At 47.8% G+C, this 17049-nt stretch carries 13 protein-coding genes and 1 pseudogene; all 14 read right to left on the bottom strand.

All coding sequences use genetic code 11. The features are described 5' to 3' along the window. Positions 1 to 87 precede the first annotated feature (87 nt). Positions 88 to 3489, bottom strand: a complete 3402-nt coding sequence (locus tag EYA81_RS16550; protein ID WP_131226098.1) for a TonB-dependent receptor — start codon at positions 3487 to 3489, stop codon at positions 88 to 90. Positions 3490 to 3597: 108 nt separating this feature from the next. Continuing rightward, on the bottom strand, positions 3598 to 5874 hold the full coding sequence (locus EYA81_RS16545; protein WP_131226096.1) for a PAS domain-containing sensor histidine kinase: 2277 nt from the start codon (positions 5872 to 5874) through the stop codon (positions 3598 to 3600). Positions 5875 to 6065: 191 nt separating this feature from the next. Further along, positions 6066 to 7385, bottom strand: a complete 1320-nt coding sequence (gene nhaA / locus EYA81_RS16540) for a Na+/H+ antiporter NhaA (RefSeq protein WP_117964452.1) — start codon at positions 7383 to 7385, stop codon at positions 6066 to 6068. A 39-nt stretch (positions 7386 to 7424) separates the two neighbouring features. Continuing rightward, a complete protein-coding gene (lepA, locus tag EYA81_RS16535; protein WP_005828274.1) occupies positions 7425 to 9206 on the bottom strand; it encodes a translation elongation factor 4 in 1782 nt (593 codons plus the stop codon). A 124-nt stretch (positions 9207 to 9330) separates the two neighbouring features. Then, positions 9331 to 9531 carry a winged helix-turn-helix domain-containing protein gene (locus EYA81_RS16530; protein WP_005828272.1) on the bottom strand — a complete coding sequence of 67 codons (201 nt, stop codon included), beginning with the start codon at positions 9529 to 9531 and terminating at the stop codon, positions 9331 to 9333. A 150-nt stretch (positions 9532 to 9681) separates the two neighbouring features. After that, positions 9682 to 10152, bottom strand: coding sequence for a C-GCAxxG-C-C family protein (locus EYA81_RS16525; RefSeq protein WP_118274078.1), 471 nt, complete (start codon positions 10150 to 10152; stop codon positions 9682 to 9684). Then, positions 10149 to 10913, bottom strand: a complete 765-nt coding sequence (locus EYA81_RS16520; RefSeq protein WP_035448280.1) for an exodeoxyribonuclease III — start codon at positions 10911 to 10913, stop codon at positions 10149 to 10151. Before EYA81_RS16520 ends, EYA81_RS16525 begins: the two co-directional genes overlap by 4 nt. A 29-nt stretch (positions 10914 to 10942) precedes the next feature. After that, positions 10943 to 12208, bottom strand: a complete 1266-nt coding sequence (locus EYA81_RS16515; RefSeq protein WP_057098092.1) for an Nramp family divalent metal transporter — start codon at positions 12206 to 12208, stop codon at positions 10943 to 10945. A gap of 126 nt (positions 12209 to 12334) precedes the next feature. Next, a complete protein-coding gene (locus EYA81_RS16510) occupies positions 12335 to 12580 on the bottom strand; it encodes a TIGR03905 family TSCPD domain-containing protein (protein ID WP_005836420.1) in 246 nt (81 codons plus the stop codon). Next, a complete protein-coding gene (locus EYA81_RS16505) occupies positions 12580 to 13317 on the bottom strand; it encodes a YebC/PmpR family DNA-binding transcriptional regulator (RefSeq protein WP_005828265.1) in 738 nt (245 codons plus the stop codon). The genes EYA81_RS16510 and EYA81_RS16505 overlap by 1 nt, the downstream gene beginning before the upstream one ends. Positions 13318 to 13362: 45 nt before the next feature. After that, positions 13363 to 15825: a phenylalanine--tRNA ligase subunit beta gene (gene pheT, locus EYA81_RS16500; RefSeq protein ID WP_131226095.1), complete on the bottom strand. Its 2463-nt coding sequence runs from the start codon at positions 15823 to 15825 to the stop codon at positions 13363 to 13365. 152 nt (positions 15826 to 15977) lie between these two features. Further along, complete coding sequence (locus tag EYA81_RS19270; protein WP_005828262.1) at positions 15978 to 16073, bottom strand: smalltalk protein; 96 nt, start codon at positions 16071 to 16073, stop codon at positions 15978 to 15980. Positions 16074 to 16105: 32 nt separating this feature from the next. After that, the gene (locus EYA81_RS16495; protein WP_016273556.1) at positions 16106 to 16606 is read right to left on the bottom strand and encodes an HU family DNA-binding protein; all 501 of its coding nucleotides are present in this window, start codon (positions 16604 to 16606) and stop codon (positions 16106 to 16108) included. Between the two features lie 187 nt (positions 16607 to 16793). Then, positions 16794 to 17024 (bottom strand): annotated as a pseudogene (locus EYA81_RS16490) (hypothetical protein); the annotation flags it as partial. Positions 17025 to 17049: the final 25 nt, after the last annotated feature.

Below are 17049 nucleotides of genomic sequence, written 5' to 3'. Positions count from 1 at the left end.
CCAAAACAGCAAGGGCTATCCCGGAATTTCCGGGACAGCCCTTGCCTTATCATATTCCGCCATTCAGCGGAGGTTGTCTACATCCGGTTAGTTGAACACATAACGGATGCCGACTTGCAACTTCCAGCATTCGCTGTAGTTCTGATAGGTGTCGTAAGTCTTGGTAGGATATTCACCGTTCACCTTATACATGGAGAATACCGGAGTCAGATCAGTGACGCTCTTCACCCCTTCATACTTCAGGATTCGGTTGCTGTTGGAAACGGTGTTGGTCTTGGAGATACCCCATTTGGAATTGATAAGATTACCCACGTTCATGATGTCGAAACTCAACTGGAAGCAATGCTTGGTCTTGCCAATCTTGAATTCAAAATCCTCCAGCAGACGGAAGTCAAAGCGGTGCACCCACGGAGCGCGGGCAGCATAAGCCTCGGCATACTGTCCTTTGTGATTCTTCAGGTACGAATCCTGCTCTACGAATTTCCAGAAAGCAACGCGGTCTTCCTCTGTCTTGAAGTTGATTTCACTATCGTCCTTCGGAATGTACATCAGGTCGTTGTTGATGCCGTCACCGTTCATGTCATTGGTGTAGCAGAAGCTGTAACCGCCGGAAGAATAGCCGGAATAGAACAGATTCAGGTGCGTACCGCGAAGCAGGCCTTTGTGTCTGAAGGGAATGTAGTAGCCCACGGAAGCAATCACCTTGTCGGGAACCACATACTGTGAACGTTGTGCATCCACATAATTGGAACCGTCAATCGTGTTCAGTCCCTGCCAGGTAGAAATGGGGTCGCTGCCCGGAAGACCGGAAACTTCTTTGGACTCCGTGTGCGTATAGGCCAGCATCAGCATCAGGTCGTCCAACGGCTGGGCATTCACCGTGATGTTTGCCGTATAGCCGTAGCCTTTGGATGTATTGTCGAGCACCACGGCATTCTTGCCATTGTAATGCACGAAGTCGCCTGCATATTTCACATTCTTATCGGGGTTGTCATAAAGAGAATAAGAGTACACCATGCGGTTATCCGCACCATTGAAACGTTGCATACCTGTATGCAGCAGTTCCGTAGTTGTCACCTCTTTTCCATCAGCGCCCTTGACGGTGGTCAGCTTATTGTATTTCCATTCGTCGGGGTTCTTGATATTGATATTGTTGATGGTAACGGCATTCACATTCTTTGTAAACATGAACTCTCCCGTCACGGTCAAGGGGAAAGATACGGGTACCTGATAATCCACCGCAATAGACGACTTCCACACCTGTGGCATCTTGAAGTCCTTGGCCACACCCGAAATCTTACTCCCCGCCACGTGTTTCTCAATCGTGGTGGGGAGGTTGAACTTGTCGATTATCTGGTTCATGTCCGTAATCATGCCGCCTGCCAACTGGTCCAGACGGGAATCATGGCCCACCACCTTTCCATTGTCATATTGGGTCTTAAAGGTAACGGAGTTCTGTACCATAGAAGCATTGGTCGGCATATTGGTGAAGAAAACCAACGGCAGACGTCCGGTAAACACACCCGTACCTCCACGTACTTTCAGCGACTTGTCCTTGAACACGTCCCAAACGAAACCTATACGGGGAGAAATCTGCCATCTGGAATCCGGCCACTTGCCAGTGTCGATGTGCTGCCCGTCGAAGTCAAGCTCATAGATGGCATCGTTTCTCTGGAGGTCGTCGTTGTCGAACATCAAGTTGTCGAAACGGATACCGTAGGTCAGTTTCAGACTGTTGCCGAGGTTCCATTCATCCTGGGCATAGAAACCAAGCTGGTTGAAGGTAACCTGAGCATTGGGGTTGGCCACACCGTTGAAGCCATAAGTCAAAGCGAATGATTCGGGAGTTGCGCCACTCAGGAAATCTTCCAGACTGTTATAGCGGTAATATCCCGTACCGTTACGCATATAGGCGTTGTTGGCAAACTGGTGCTCATAGCTAAGACCTGCCGTCAGCTTGTGGTTACCGGTGAAGAAGGTGAAGTTATCGGTAATGTTCGTAATCTTGTTCTTCACACCGTTGTTGTAGGTGAACAACTCGTAACCGGCGCTCATGTACGGTTCCAGAATCTGGTTTCCATTCTCGTCCTTGCCTGCCATGATGTCGATGAAGGGGAAAGGAGAAGAATTGGTGCCGCGCATGTCCTCTATATTGGTGTAGGTGAACAGCAACTGATTGGAAATCTTATCGGTGAAGCGGCTGTTCAAATCTGCCGCCCAAGACTGCACCTTGTTGTCCATGGAATACATGCTGTTGGCAAACGCCATAGACTGCGTACCTACGCGATAAGTATTGTTCAAGCGATATCCCGTATCGGAAGAGTTACCGTTCGGGGCATTCCAAGCCGTATTCTTCGTATTGTTGTAGCGGAGGCTCAAGCGATGGCGGTCCGTGATGTTCCAGTCGATGCGGGCCAGCAGCTTGGTGTTCTCCTCGTCGGCAGGGAAATTGGTGTAGGAGCCTGCATCATAGCCGTACTTGTCCTTCAGATGGTTGTACACCTTCTCCATATCCGACTTCAGCGTACGGGACACCATACCTTTTGCCTCTTCACCGTCCTCACGCGCGCGATACTTTATAACCTCTCCCGGAGTCTTCTCTTTTTCGTAGTTCACAAAGAAGAACAACTTGTTCTTGATGATGGGACCACCCAGCGTGAAGCCGTAGGTAGTCTTGGACTCATCGGAACGTGCTCCCAGGTCCTCGCCGTTGATGCGGTTACCGCGCATGTCCTGGTTGCGGTAATAGGTATAGGCAGTACCTCTGAATGTGTTCGTACCACTCTTGGTGATGGCATTGATGCCGCCGCCGATGAAGTTCGTCTGGCGTACGTCGAACGGGGCGACAACTACCTGCACTTCTTCGATGGCATCCATCGAGATGGGATTTCCGCCACCGGGAAGGTTGGAACTCAGTCCGAAGTTGTTATTGAAGTTGGCACCGTCGATGGTGAAGTTCGTGGAACGTCCGTCACCTCCGGCAAAGCTCATGCCGTTGGCGTAGGGAGAAAGGCGGGCGATGTCGCTGATACTGCGGTTCACGGTAGGGAGCTGCGTTATCTGTGCAGAAGAGATGTTGGTAGTGGCACCCGTCTTTTCGGCGGTAAACTTGGTCTTGGCAGCCGTCACAATCACTTCGTTCAGCAGCTCGGAAGATTCGCTCATCTCTACGTTCAGGTTATACACCTCGCCCAGTTGGAGAGTGATGTCCTTATAAATAACTGTCTGATAGCCGATATAGGAAATCTCTACCCGATAGGGACCACCGGTGCGCATACCCTGGATGGAATAGCGTCCGTCGACATTGGTCACGGTTCCGTAGCGCGAACCGGAAGGCTGGTGCACCGCCTGGACAGTGGCACCAATAATGGGCTCATTACTTGCATCCGTCACCTTACCCGCCATAGAAGCTGTGGTGACCTGCGCATCTACACCCACGGTGGCCAGTAACAGCAGCACCGTCAGTATAATTCTTACTCTCTTTAACATAATGTCTTTTAAATTAGTTTCTTAAAACGTTATATTTCTTAAAACATTGGCAAAGATACGCAAAATTATATATAAAGGCATTACAACGCGATTACATTTTTTAAGGATTTATTCAATACAAGGCAGTACCACTGTGAAACGGCTTCCACGGCCTTCCTCGGACTGGAGTTCGATGCGTCCTCCCATCTTTTCGACAATGAGCACACAGATGGACAAGCCCAGCCCGACGCCTTGGGAAAACTCGCTGCGCTTGTAGAAACGCTCGAAAATCATCTTCTGCTCGCTGTGCGGAATGCCTATGCCGGTGTCTTCCACATAAAGATGTACCTCGCTCATGCCGGACGGACAGCAATACCCCAGCCGGATGCTGCCTCCTTTCGTAAACTTGTTGGCATTGTTCAGGAAGTTGGTGAGTACCTGTGTCAGTCGCATGGGGTCTACATTCACCTGCACATCTTCGGGAGGGAAATCCTTGAGGAACTGCAACGGCGGCCGGATAAGCAGGCTATGCGTCTGATAGACGTCATCGAGCAACCGGCACACGCTCTCCCGCTGAAAGGTGAACGAGAGGTTACCCGACTCGATGCGCGACAGTTCCAGCACATCGCCCACCAGCTTCAGCAGCAGTTTGGTATTGGTGTTGATAATGTCCACAAACTCCTGCCGCTCTTCGTTTGAAAACTCCGGCTCATTGGCCAGCATATCCGAGAAGCCGACAATGGCATTGAGCGGAGTGCGGATCTCGTGGCTCATGTTGTTGAGGAACGACTGTTTCAGTTCGGCCTGCTCCGCCAGCTCGCGGGATTCTATCAGCTCCTGCTCGTGGTCTTTCAGTTCCTGGATATTCTGCAGCAATCCGGCTATGATGGGTGCGTGTCCGGGGGTGTGGATGGTATTGTAGCTGAACTCCCACCACTGGAACTCACCGGTGAAGTTACAGCGATACTGCCCCTTGTGGTGCGTGCGTTCATGCCTTGCCGCTATGTTCTTGCGGAAGGCGGGTAAGTCGTCGGGATGGATGTAGGGAGTGATTTCATCGAGCAGAAGACGGCCGGGGCGATGATGAATAAGCTCGCAAAACTGCGAGTCGCAGGACACGGAATCTCCCTCCAGTCGCCAGGCGTAGGTAGAATTTCCTTCGATGGCCAGGCAGAGGGTCTCATGCTCGTAGAGGAGGTTTCGCAATGCCTCACGCTTGCGCCTGCGTTCGCGCAGCAGGCTGAAGGAGAGCAAGACTATTACCGTCAGCACGAAGACTGCGCCCAAGATGGAACCGATAAGTATAGGATAGCGGTAGCGCTCCGAAAAAGGAATATACATCACAGTGTACTCCACCGGGATACTCTCGAGCGGGATACCATACTTCTGCAGCACATGCCAGTTCAGCACGTACTGCTTGGCGCATTCCGTCACCTGCTGCCGGGGCATCCGTCCTTCAAGACGTTCCTTGATACCGGTAGCCATGTATCTTATCTGGCTTTCCAGTGGAGTGAAATATCCTCCCAGCAAGTAGTCGGCAAAGCCGAAGCCCTCGTTGATGGTCTGAAACGTGGGATTGTCGAAAAGCATGCCCACACGTTTGGTGGTATAGTCTCGCTTGGTGTAGAGCAGCAACGTATTGTCGCCGCGTCCCAACCACATCAGATGGCGTATCGCTATGGAGTCGCTCGTCATGCGCACAATCTTCGTGGTGTCCAGCAACACGTCTATGTTCTGCCGTTTCAGTATAGGGCTGATAGTCTCCCTCTCGCGCACACGGTGATAGGAGGAACCGGCAAAGTAAGCACCCTCTGTAGAGGTCACGATGGCGAACCCCTGCCCACGACACTGCTCATTCAACGCATGCCATATCTTGCGGTCCAGAAACACTTGTCCGTTCATCAGGCAGATGCGCGACTTTCCCATGATACTCTCTATCATGCGTATGGTACGCAAGTAATCGGGCGTGTCGGCATAGCCCGTGATGTTGGGGTATTGCAGGAGCAGAGAAATGTTGGGATAGTTCACACCGCTGAACACAACGGGTATTTCATGCGCCAACGGGTGTCTGCATGCCATCAGCGCATAGGCAGCCTGGTCGTCGAGCACAGCTATCAACTCGGCTCCCCAGGCAGAGAGGTCGTCCACGAAACCGACCATACGAAGGTTTTCTGCCTCCTCCATGTAGCGGTCGCAGTCCAGATAGTATTCGCGTACATCGCAGTCCAAGCCGAGAAGGCTGAACTCTTTTTGCAACAGTTCCAAAGCCTTCGCAGCAGGCGGATAGCCCGGCTCGAAAGAGTGTATCAGCGCAATGCGCCGTGTCTCCGCATGAGCAGGGTGCGCACACACGAGGCAGAGAGAAAGAATCAATATGTATCCGGCAACTGCCTTTATGTGTTTCATATCTGGAAGGTCCTTTCGACTTGTATCAGCAAAGATACGAATGTTTTTTAAGAATAATGGGCTATTTCTTCTGTTTCTGTAACAGAGAATACGTTTTCTTAAATCATTGACACATGCCAACTTATCTTTCAAAGGATTTACTGAATATCCCTAAAGAACCGATTCTTCGTCCAGTATTCCAAAGTGGAGATCTATTTGTTCTTAACCTTCGGCAACACCGCATTCAGTACCATATATCCCAACATACCGGCAACAATCGTTCCCAGCAATACACCAAACTTCGCCTGGTTCAGCAGATCCGGATATTCTCCTGCAAAAGAAAGGTTGGCAATAAATAAAGATACCGTAAAACCAATCCCCCCCAACAAGGATACTCCGGCAACACTTCTCCAATTCATTCCCGGAGGCATCGAGGACAAACCACTCTTGACCGCCAGCCAGGTGAATAGAAAAATACCGATAAACTTGCCAAGAAGCAATCCTGCAGCCACCGCTATACTAACAGCTCCAACAACGCCACCGCCTCCACTGAACACCACACCAGCATTGGCAAAAGCAAAGAGCGGCAGTATCACAAAGTTTACCGTACCATGCAAATTGTCTTCCAAGGATTGCAAAGGACTAATCACATAATCAGAAGCGCGTTCTACTTGTTTTAGAGTGGCAATCTGCTCATTGGTCAATATAATATTATCCGATTTGGAAACCGGAAAATCACCGATGATATCGCGGATACGCTTAATGTATTTCCCGGCATCCAAACGGGGACGAGCCGGTATCACAAAAGCCAGTATCACTCCGGAAATAGTGCTATGAATGCCCGACTGAAGGAACAAATACCAAATAATCAGCCCGATAAGTAGGAAAAATATCTTCTGTGTCATACCGAATTTCCCCATATAGTAAAGGAAGAAATAAAGGACAGCGGCTACAATTAGGTATCCGTAAGCCACTTCGGAGCTATAGAAAATAGCAATAACCAAAATACCGCCAATATCATCAACTACTGCAAATGCCGTCAGAAAAATTTTCAGACTCAGAGGCACCCGCTTACCCAGCAGACTGAGTACCCCCAATGAAAAAGCAATATCCGTAGCCATCGGTATAGCCATGCCGCGCGTTTCCGGAGTGCCCTGAACGACCAGAAGTGAATAGACAATGACCGGCACCAGCATACCGCCACACGCCGCTACAAAAGGTAAAGAGGCTTTACGAAAAGAAGAAAGTTCACCCACCAGCAGTTCCCGCTTTATCTCCAACCCCACAGCCAGAAAGAAAACAGTCATCAGGCAGTCGTTTATAAACTCAATCATTTTCAACGGATGACCGCCATGGGAGAACAAGTTGAAGTCTCCGATACGCAGATGCAGTTCCTGCAAAAGAAAGCCCTGATACAGCGGAGCCATCGGCGAATTAGCAATAACAGCCGCCAAAATAGCCATCAAAAACAGCAAGATGCTCGCCGCTATATTCAGCGACGAGAAGTTTTTCACAGTACGCAAAATAATCATAAAGAAGTATATTTGATTTAAGATTTCATCCTTTCGACATCAATCCAGCTTCAAGACTGCAAGGAACGCTTTCTGAGGTACTTCCACATTACCAATCTGTTTCATACGCTTCTTACCTCTCTTCTGTTTCTCAAGCAATTTTCGTTTACGACTCACGTCACCTCCATAACATTTGGCCGTTACATCCTTACGCACAGCCTTAATCGTTTCCCGGGAAATAATCTTGGCACCGATAGCAGCCTGAATGGCGATATCGAACTGCTGTCTCGGAATCAGGTCTTTCAACTTTTCGCACATCCGGCGTCCCAATTCGTAGGCATTGTCAAAGTGTGTCAAGGTAGAAAGAGCATCCACCGGCTCACCGTTCAGCAAAATATCCAGCTTCACCAGTTTGGAAGGACGAAAACCGTTGGGATGATAGTCAAAAGAGGCATATCCCTTGGAGATACTCTTCAATTTATCATAAAAATCGATGACTATTTCGCCAAGAGGCATGTCATAGTATATTTCTACGCGGTTACCTGAAATATATTCCTGCTTCACCAGCTCGCCACGCTTGCCCAGACAAAGAGTCATGATAGGGCCGATGTAATCAGTAGTGGTAATCACCGAGGCGCGGATATAGGGCTCCTCAATACGGTCTATCATGGTAGGGTCGGGCATGCTGCCGGGGTTATGCACTTCGGTCATATTTCCCTGCTTGTCATAGATATTGTAGGAAACGTTGGGCACAGTGGTGATAACGTTCATATCAAATTCGCGGTCAAGGCGTTCCTGCACAATCTCCATATGGAGCAGCCCAAGGAAACCGCAACGGAAACCAAAGCCCAAAGCCAATGAAGACTCAGGCTGGAAAGTCAGCGAAGCATCATTCAACTGCAACTTCTCCAAAGAAGAACGCAAGTCCTCAAAATCTTCTGCCTCGATGGGGTACACACCGGCAAAAACCATCGGCTTTACCTCCTCAAAACCGGCGATGGCCTCTTCGCAAGGACGGGCAATATGCGTAATCGTATCACCTACTTTCACTTCCTTAGAGGTTTTGATACCCGAGATGATATAGCCCACATCCCCCGTACGCAACTCCGGACGTGGCATCATTTCCATTTTGAGCACTCCGATTTCATCCGCATCATATTCCTTGCCTGTATTGAAGAATTTCACTTTATCCCCTTTACGAATCACACCGTTCACTATCTTGAAATATGCAATGATACCACGGAAAGAATTGAAGACAGAATCGAAAATCAACGCCTGCAACGGAGCTTCCTCGTCACCCTCCGGATGAGGGATACGCTCAATGACCGCAGCCAGAATCTCTTCCACTCCCATGCCTGTTTTGCCGGAAGCACGGATAATCTCATCACGCTTGCAGCCCAACAGTTCAACGATTTCGTCCTCCACTTCCTCGGGCATGGCGCTTGCCATGTCACATTTGTTGATGACGGGGATAATCTCCAAATCATGCTCAATCGCCATATAGAGGTTTGAAATGGTCTGCGCCTGCACTCCTTGCGAAGCATCTACAATAAGCAAGGCTCCTTCACAAGCGGCGATGGAACGTGACACCTCGTACGAGAAGTCCACGTGTCCCGGAGTGTCTATCAAGTTCAGAATATACTTTTCACCTTTATAGGTATACTCCATTTGTATGGCATGGCTCTTGATGGTGATACCTCTTTCCTTCTCAAGGTCCATGTCATCCAGCATCTGTCCGTTAGTTACTTGTATAGTATTGGTAAATTCCAGCAGACGGTCTGCCAAAGTTGATTTACCGTGGTCGATATGGGCAATAATGCAAAAATTTCGTATATTCTTCATTGTCAATAACTATCTATTAATTGGGTGCGCAAAGATAGTGAAAACAGAGCAAATAAAAAAAATGCGTTGATAACATATTCATGTACCAACGCATCTTTTTATAACATTCCAATCAATTCCTCGCTTAGTTCAGCTTTACAAACAATTCGCCTTCCACTTCAGAAGTAGAGACCTTGTCTTCTCTTAACAACCAGCCCAATCCCAGGAAGAAGTCCTTGTCGATCAGTTTAGTTGCTTTCTTGATTTGCTTGTGAGTCAAGCCATCTGTGCCATTCAGTGCAGTCCAAATCTGTCCTGCAACATTACCAGCTTTTTCTTTTAACATTTCTATTTGCTTTTAGTTAAACGTTATCCTCATCTCCAAAGATAGAGATGTCGGTGTTTTTATATCGCTGCAAAGATAGGTATATTTATGTTATACAACACGTTATTAGGCACTTTTTTTCTTACTAAGGGGTAAAAAAGTTCTTTTTTCTTACTTTGAGGACATTTTTTCCAGGTATTCGGTCCAAATTTGGGCAGCTACCTCTACCATCCTGGCACACGGGCGTTTAGCATAATACTGCTCGGTACGGGCTTCCGGAACGGACGAACCTTCCGGTTTTCTCAACCCCAACAATTCAGCACATATCAAAGAGCCGTTTCGTTTCTTGAACTCAGCAGCCAGCTCCTGCACCAACGCATAGTTTGCCGCCTTACCTTCACGATCCTTGCCTTCCACAGCTCCTTTTTCCAATCCGGCCAATAGGAACATGCCGCATGCAGCACCACATGTCTGCCTCATACGACCTATGCCACCACCAAAAGAAGCGGACATCCGGAAAGCCTGCTCTTCTGTAAAACCATACATATCTGCAAAAGCTCCCACTACCGATTGCGAACAGTTATAGCCACTCTTGAAAAGCTCCACAGCTTTTTCGATTCTGTCTTTTGTTTCCATAATCATTCTGTAATTTCCAACAACATCGGGCAATGGTCCGAGTGGACAACGTCACCCAATATTCTCGCCTCCTTCAACATCGGACGCACCGGCTCACTCACCATGCAATAATCAATACGCCACCCTTTGTTCTTGGCACGTGAGTTAAAGCGATAGCTCCACCACGTGTATTCCTGCTTGTCGGGATGAAGCCAACGGAAGGAATCTATGAATCCCGCATTGAGAAAGCGCGTCATCCACTCCCGCTCTTCAGGCAAAAAGCCGCTGTTGGTGGCATTCCTGACAGGGTCATGAATATCTATTGCCTCATGGCAGATATTATAATCACCGCAAAGAATAAGGTTAGGACGCGTACGTTCCAACTCCAATACATACTCTTGGAATTTCTCCAACCAGACCATCTTGAAGGCCTGACGTTCGTCGCCGCTGGTACCGGAAGGATGATAAACACTCACAACAGACACATCACCGAAGTCGGCACGGATAAAGCGCCCTTCGTTATCATATTCTTCAATGCCCATGCCGTACTCCACATGGTCCGGTTCTTGCTTGCTCAGAATAGCGACTCCACTATACCCTTTCTTCTGTGCAGAATATAGATAATGCTTATACCCCAAAGCATCCAGCGCTTCCGCCGGATACTGTTCCGGTTGCAGCTTCGTTTCCTGCAAACAAAGCACATCCGGCTGCTCTTGTGCCAGCCACTCGGGAAAACCTTTTGTCACGGCAGCCCGTAGCCCATTTACGTTATATGTAATAATCTTCATACTTATTTGATTTCTTAGAAATGAATTATTCAAGATGTCAACTCGGATACCAGCAGCATGATATTCAGCACAGTAACCACCGCAGCAATGGCATAAAGTACAAATGTACTCCATTTACTGTTTACATACTGCCCCATCACTTTGCGCGAAGAAGTCAATCCTACTTGCAGGAAAACCGTGAACGGCAGCTGGATGCTCAGTATCATCTGTGAAATCAGCAGTCCTTTGAACGGGTCTCCGATAAAGAAAATCAGCAGCAGCGCAATGCCCAGCGACAGAATCACACCCACCTGCGAGTGACTGTCTTTGATATGATAGGATTCTCCGAAAATACCGGCAAAGATAGAACCTGCCGCCATACCGCTGGTTATCGTAGAAGATATACCCGCCATCAGTAATGCCAATGCAAAAACCACGGCAGCACTGTTCCCCAGCAACGGCTCCAGCAAGGATTTGGCCTGCTGCAACTCTTCCACCTGAATGCCGCTTTTAAAGAAAGTTGCCGCAGCCAGCAGTATCATGGCACTGTTGATGGCCCATCCCACAATCATAGAGAACAGCGTGTCGAACAATTCATATTTCAACACCTTACGGATGGATGCATCATCTTTCTTATTATATTCATGGCTCTGTATCACTTCCGAGTGCAGAAACAGATTATGCGGCATCACCACCGCACCGAGCACACTCATGATAATCAGCATGCTCCCATGCGGGAACGAAGGTGTCACCCACCCTTGTGCAGCCAGCGACCAATCTATCTTCACCAGAAACAGCTCATAGATAAAGGAGAGCCCGATGACCGAAACAAAAGCAATGATGGAACGTTCTATCTTCTTGTAGGAATTAGTGAAAAGCATGACGACTACAAATACGGTAGTCAAGATAGAGCCCCATATGATGGGAATGTCAAACAGCATCTGCAAAGCGATGGCACCTCCCAATATCTCTGCCAGCGAAGTCGAGATGGAAGCCAGCACTGCTGTACCCAATATGGGACGCGACACCCAGGAAGGAGTATATTTGGTAGCGGCTTCGGACAAGCACAAGCCGGTTACAATGCCAAGATGCGCCACATTATGCTGCAATACAATCAGCATGATAGTGGATAAAGTCACGACCCACAGCAATGAATAGCCAAATTCAGACCCTGCCGCAAAATTAGATGCCCAGTTCCCCGGGTCAATAAAGCCCACAGTCACCAGCAGTCCGGGACCTATATATTTAAAAACGTCCAGACCGCCCAGATAGCGTTTGTGGTCTCTCCGTTTCAAGTCTTTAAAAATATTCTTCATTGTGTCTGTTCAATTAAGAGCGTAAAAATACTCAAATAATAACAAATACCTCCATGTTAGGTTCAAAAAAAGCCCCTGGCATCTTTCAATGTCAAGGGCTCTCATCCATTCTTTCAGGCAGTAGGCTCAATACCCCATCTCGTGCAATGCCTTGCACAATTGGTCGGGGCAGGAAGTGGAACGTCTTCCGCAGCGAATTCCTTCCAAACGGGCAATCACCGCATCTACCGGCATGCCTTTCACCAAACGTGAAAGTCCTTGCAGGTTTCCATTACATCCACCCCAAAATGCCACTTCTTTCACAATACCATCTTCCACATTCAGTTCAATGTTACTGCTACACGTACCTTGCGTCTTGTATGTATATGTCATTATTCTCCGCCTTCTTCCGGTTTCATGTTAGTATAAACCGTCTGTACATCATCAAACTCTTCGAGACGCTCTATCATCTTGTCGATGGTTTCGCGTTGCTCGGGAGTCACATCCTTCATATCGTTCGGGATATAGGTAAACTCACCGCCGACATCTTCAAAACCGCACTCTTCCAAATGTTTCTGGATAGCTGCATAGCTTTTCGGATCACCATAAATAGTGATAGTACCTTCTTCTTCATCCTCTTCGTAGTCTTCCTCTACGTCATAGTCTATCAAGTCAAGAATGAGTTCCTCCATATCGATACCGTCTTTCTTCTTGAAAGTGAACACACACTTGTGGTCAAACAAGAAAGCCAGTGAACCCATTGTTCCCAAGTTACCGCCGAACTTATTGAATACGGAACGCACATCGGCTACTGTACGGGTAGTGTTATCGGTCAGTGTATCCACAAAAACAGCTACACCGTGAGGACCGTATCCTTCATAAGTCATACCCTTATAGTCGCTCTGGTCCTTACCCATCGCATTTTTGATAGCACGTTCAATATTATCCTTCGGCATGTTTTCACGCTTACAAGTAGCGATAACCGAACGCAGTGTCGGGTTGTTTTCCGGCTCTGGACCACCGGCCTTCACCGCAATAGCAATTTGTTTACCCAGTCTTGTAAAGGTCTTTGCCATGTGACCCCATCTTTTCAATTTGGCAGCTTTTCTATATTCAAACGCTCTTCCCATTGGAACTGTATTTTAAATTATGAATTATAAATTCTGAATAATGAATCAACGCAGCTTGGCATTCAACTTGTCCTCCAGGTTCTTCACTAGTTTGGACATAATCTTGTCAATCTGCTTATCGTTCAACGTGGCATTCTCATCCTGCAGCAGGAAGCTCACCGCGTAACTCTTCTTACCGACTTCCAGATTCTTACCCTCGTAAACGTCGAAGAGAGAAACCTCCTTCAGCAGCTTTTTCTCCGTCTCGTAGGCAATCTTCTCGATTTCCGCAAACTGCACTTTCTTGTCGAGCAGTAACGCCAAGTCGCGTTTCACGGCAGGGAACTTGGAGATTTCCGTATAGCTCACCTTCACATTGCGGATAGCCTTCAGCAATTCTTTCCAGTTGAAATCGGCATAGTAAACCTCGTTGTCAATATCGAATGCCTTCAGCAGCTTCTTTGTTACAATACCGAAAGTAGCCAACCGCTTTCCACCCCTTGTCTGTACGGATAAACCGGCAGCATAGATGTCATCAGTCAGATTGCCGACAACCAAATCATGCATGTGCAGCCCCAATCTGGCAAAGACATTCTCAACGTATGCCTTCAGCTCATATACCGAGCTGTTCTCATCCGGATGAGCCCATGAGTTGGTCACCCTCTTGCCAGTCACCCACAAACCAAGATGATAGTCTTCGGAATAAGCGGCAAGCACCTTTTCCGGATTCTTCTTCTCCTCGTTGAAGTGATAACAATTACCGAATTCAAAGAATTTCAGGTCTGCATTCTTACGGTTGGCGTTGTGCGAGATGCTTTCCAATCCACCGAAAAGCAGTGTCTGACGCATGGCATTCAAGTCTGCACTCAACGGATTCAGCAACATTACCAGATTCTTTGACGGATAAGACTCCAAGTTGTCATAGTAAGCGGCACGCGTCAACGAGTTGTTCAGAATCTCATTGAAACCACAGCCCACCAGCTGCTCGGCAACCAGGTTCTGCAGTTTGTTGGATTTATCATATTCACCCTTGGTAGTCAGGCAAGACTTCAAGGTAGTCGGAATCTCCACATTATTATATCCGTAGATGCGCAGAATATCCTCTATTACATCGCAATCGCGCTGCACGTCCACACGGTAAGGAGGAACATCCAGTGTAAGCCCTTCGGCTGTCTCGTCTACAATCTTCATTTCCAGACTTGTCACGATGCTCTTGATGGTATCCACCGGAATAACTTTACCAATCAGTGAGTTCACTTTCTCATAGGCAAGTTCCACACGGAAATCCTTGGCAGGAGCGGCGCACACATCTTTTATTTCAGAAGAAATGGTACCTCCGGCAAGTTCCTTTACCATCAAAGCAGCCAGCTTCAGGCAGTAAATAGTGGCATTCGGGTCAATACCTCTTTCAAAACGGAAAGAAGCATCTGTGTTCAATCCATGACGACGGGCTGTCTTGCGCACCCATGTGGGATGGAAGTAGGCACTTTCAAGGAACACATCCTTGGTGGTTTCCGTAGAACCGGAATCCAGACCGCCGAACACACCGGCAATACACATCGCCTCTTCCTTGTTGCAAATCATCAGGTCGCGTTCGTTCAATTTACGCTCCACGCCATCAAGAGTTACAAACGGAGTACCTTCCGGCATGGTCTTTACAATCACCTCACCGCCTTTAATCTTATCTGCATCGAAGCAGTGCAGCGGCTGGCCGAAAGCATGGACGATATAGTTGGTAATATCCACCACATTATTGATAGGACGCAGGCCGATAATACGCAACTTGTTCTGCAACCATTCGGGGCTTTCTTTCACTGTAACCCCTTTCACCGTAACGCCGGCATATCGGGGACATGCCTCGCTGTTCTCTACAGTTACTTTAATATCCAAGTCGTGATTTTCTACCGCAAAAGCCTCTACCGAAGGTTTCTTTAAAGTAGCCGGCTTACCGTTCTGTATCAAGTAGGCATACAAGTCGCGTGCCACCCCATAATGTGAGCAAGCATCGGCACGGTTGGGAGTGATGTCCACTTCCAGCACGTAATCGCTCTTGATGTTATAGTAGTCCTTGGCAAGCGTACCCGGAACAGCTGTCTCCGGCAGTACGATGATGCCCGCGTGGTCTGTACCGATACCGATTTCATCCTCAGCACAAATCATGCCGACAGATTCCACGCCACGAAGTTTTGATTTCTTGATGGTAAAGCACTCGTCACCGTCATACAGTTTTGTACCCAACGTGGCTACTACCACTTTCTGTCCGGCAGCTACATTCGGAGCGCCGCATACAATCTGCACGGGTTCACCTTGTCCCAGGTTCACCGTAGTGATGTGCATATGGTCTGAGTTAGGATGAGCTTCGCATGTCAGCACTTCGCCGATGACCAGTCCTTCCAGTCCGCCTTTAATGGTTTGCACCTCTTCCACACTTCCCGTTTCCAGTCCGATGGAGGTCAGTGCCGCAGCAACTTCATCCGGTGTCAAATCGAAATCGACATACTCTTTCAACCAATTATAAGAGATATTCATATCATTATATTTTTATTGTTTCCAAAAGTGACCTGCAAAGGTAATAAGATTTTTTGGTTGGCAGGGAATTATAAATGAAGAAAATAACAAAAAGGCGATGAAGTGCTTTTCCTTCACCGCCTTTCTCCTAATATTCTATATAAATCTACAATTTATACATTCATTGCATTGGCGCCTAAAGCTCCCAATATGGCGGAAGCAACAGCTATCACTACCTTCAAAATCTTGTCCCAAACGTTCTTTTTCATAGTCTTAATCTTTCAAAATTAGTAAATACATCTTATCCTAACGGGTTCTCTCCCTGGTCACCGTCGGAACCGCCACCGGAATTACCACCATCACCGGCATCATCCTTACCATCAGTAACCACTCCCGTCCATTTCTCAAACTCCACACCCTGGAGCAGGGCACGCGTAGTGCCGATGGCAGCCGGGCGCGTGTATTCCGGAGTAAACTGGCAGCGCAAAGCAGTCACCTGATTGGGATTCACGTCTTCAGATTTGGCCACTCCCTTACCTCGCGTACGGGCCTTCATGGTGAATGTGCCCAGGCCATCCAGACGCACCGTACGGCTGTTCAGCAACTGGCTCCTCATTACCGTCATCAGGTTACGGATTACATTATGTACGTCACCCGGAGTCAGGGAAGACTTCTCGGCAATCACCTCAGCCAGCTGTTGTGCATCCACGGCTCTTCCCACTTTCTTCAAACTCAGATGCCAAAGTTTGGCACCCTCTTTTGTCGCCAGAGACGACTGTCTTGCATAATAAAATAAAGGCATAGTTTCTTTCTCCTTTTTACATTTTTAATTCAACATGGTTTTTAATCTCGTTTTGTTGATCAACAATGCAAAGGTGAGGATATATTTGCCTGTAAACAAAGAAAACAGCCTCGCTGAAGCTGTTTTCTGAGATAAGTTCATAAAGTATTGATTTACAAGCTGACAGATTAGGCAAGCCAACTTAATCAAGATATCCTACGATGATGATTGCCTGTACTGCCATATAGGTCGAAGATACTATGACATGGGGAATCTTCAGCTCATTCGCCATAATCTGATAAGATGTTTGCGATGCGGTAGTCCAATATTCTCATGAAGCATCAGGCGGTGAATATTTGGCACGCTTGCAGAAATTGAAGAAGCAGAAGACTAGAACGGAACAGACAACGGTATAGATGAAATCCGCATTGACAAACGTATTGGCAACCGACAGCGTTGTCAAG

The organism is Bacteroides sp. A1C1 (genome assembly GCF_004328515.1).
Classification (GTDB): Bacteria; Bacteroidota; Bacteroidia; order Bacteroidales; family Bacteroidaceae; genus Bacteroides; species Bacteroides uniformis.
The sequence above is the reverse complement of the archived record's forward strand: the minus strand, read 5'-3'. Positions and strand labels throughout refer to the sequence as shown.

Bases quoted from the DNA above. Each gene is read 5' to 3' on its own strand.
- EYA81_RS16550 (WP_131226098.1), bottom strand. From the start codon at position 3,489: ATGTTAAAGAGAGTAAGAATTATACTGACGGTGCTGCTGTTACTGGCC.
- EYA81_RS16545 (WP_131226096.1), bottom strand. From the start codon at position 5,874: ATGAAACACATAAAGGCAGTTGCCGGATACATATTGATTCTTTCTCTC.
- nhaA (WP_117964452.1), bottom strand. From the start codon at position 7,385: ATGATTATTTTGCGTACTGTGAAAAACTTCTCGTCGCTGAATATAGCG.
- lepA (WP_005828274.1), bottom strand. From the start codon at position 9,206: ATGAAGAATATACGAAATTTTTGCATTATTGCCCATATCGACCACGGT.
- EYA81_RS16530 (WP_005828272.1), bottom strand. From the start codon at position 9,531: ATGTTAAAAGAAAAAGCTGGTAATGTTGCAGGACAGATTTGGACTGCA.
- EYA81_RS16525 (WP_118274078.1), bottom strand. From the start codon at position 10,152: ATGATTATGGAAACAAAAGACAGAATCGAAAAAGCTGTGGAGCTTTTC.
- EYA81_RS16520 (WP_035448280.1), bottom strand. From the start codon at position 10,913: ATGAAGATTATTACATATAACGTAAATGGGCTACGGGCTGCCGTGACA.
- EYA81_RS16515 (WP_057098092.1), bottom strand. From the start codon at position 12,208: ATGAAGAATATTTTTAAAGACTTGAAACGGAGAGACCACAAACGCTAT.
- EYA81_RS16510 (WP_005836420.1), bottom strand. From the start codon at position 12,580: ATGACATATACATACAAGACGCAAGGTACGTGTAGCAGTAACATTGAA.
- EYA81_RS16505 (WP_005828265.1), bottom strand. From the start codon at position 13,317: ATGGGAAGAGCGTTTGAATATAGAAAAGCTGCCAAATTGAAAAGATGG.
- pheT (WP_131226095.1), bottom strand. From the start codon at position 15,825: ATGAATATCTCTTATAATTGGTTGAAAGAGTATGTCGATTTCGATTTG.
- EYA81_RS19270 (WP_005828262.1), bottom strand. From the start codon at position 16,073: ATGAAAAAGAACGTTTGGGACAAGATTTTGAAGGTAGTGATAGCTGTT.
- EYA81_RS16495 (WP_016273556.1), bottom strand. From the start codon at position 16,606: ATGCCTTTATTTTATTATGCAAGACAGTCGTCTCTGGCGACAAAAGAG.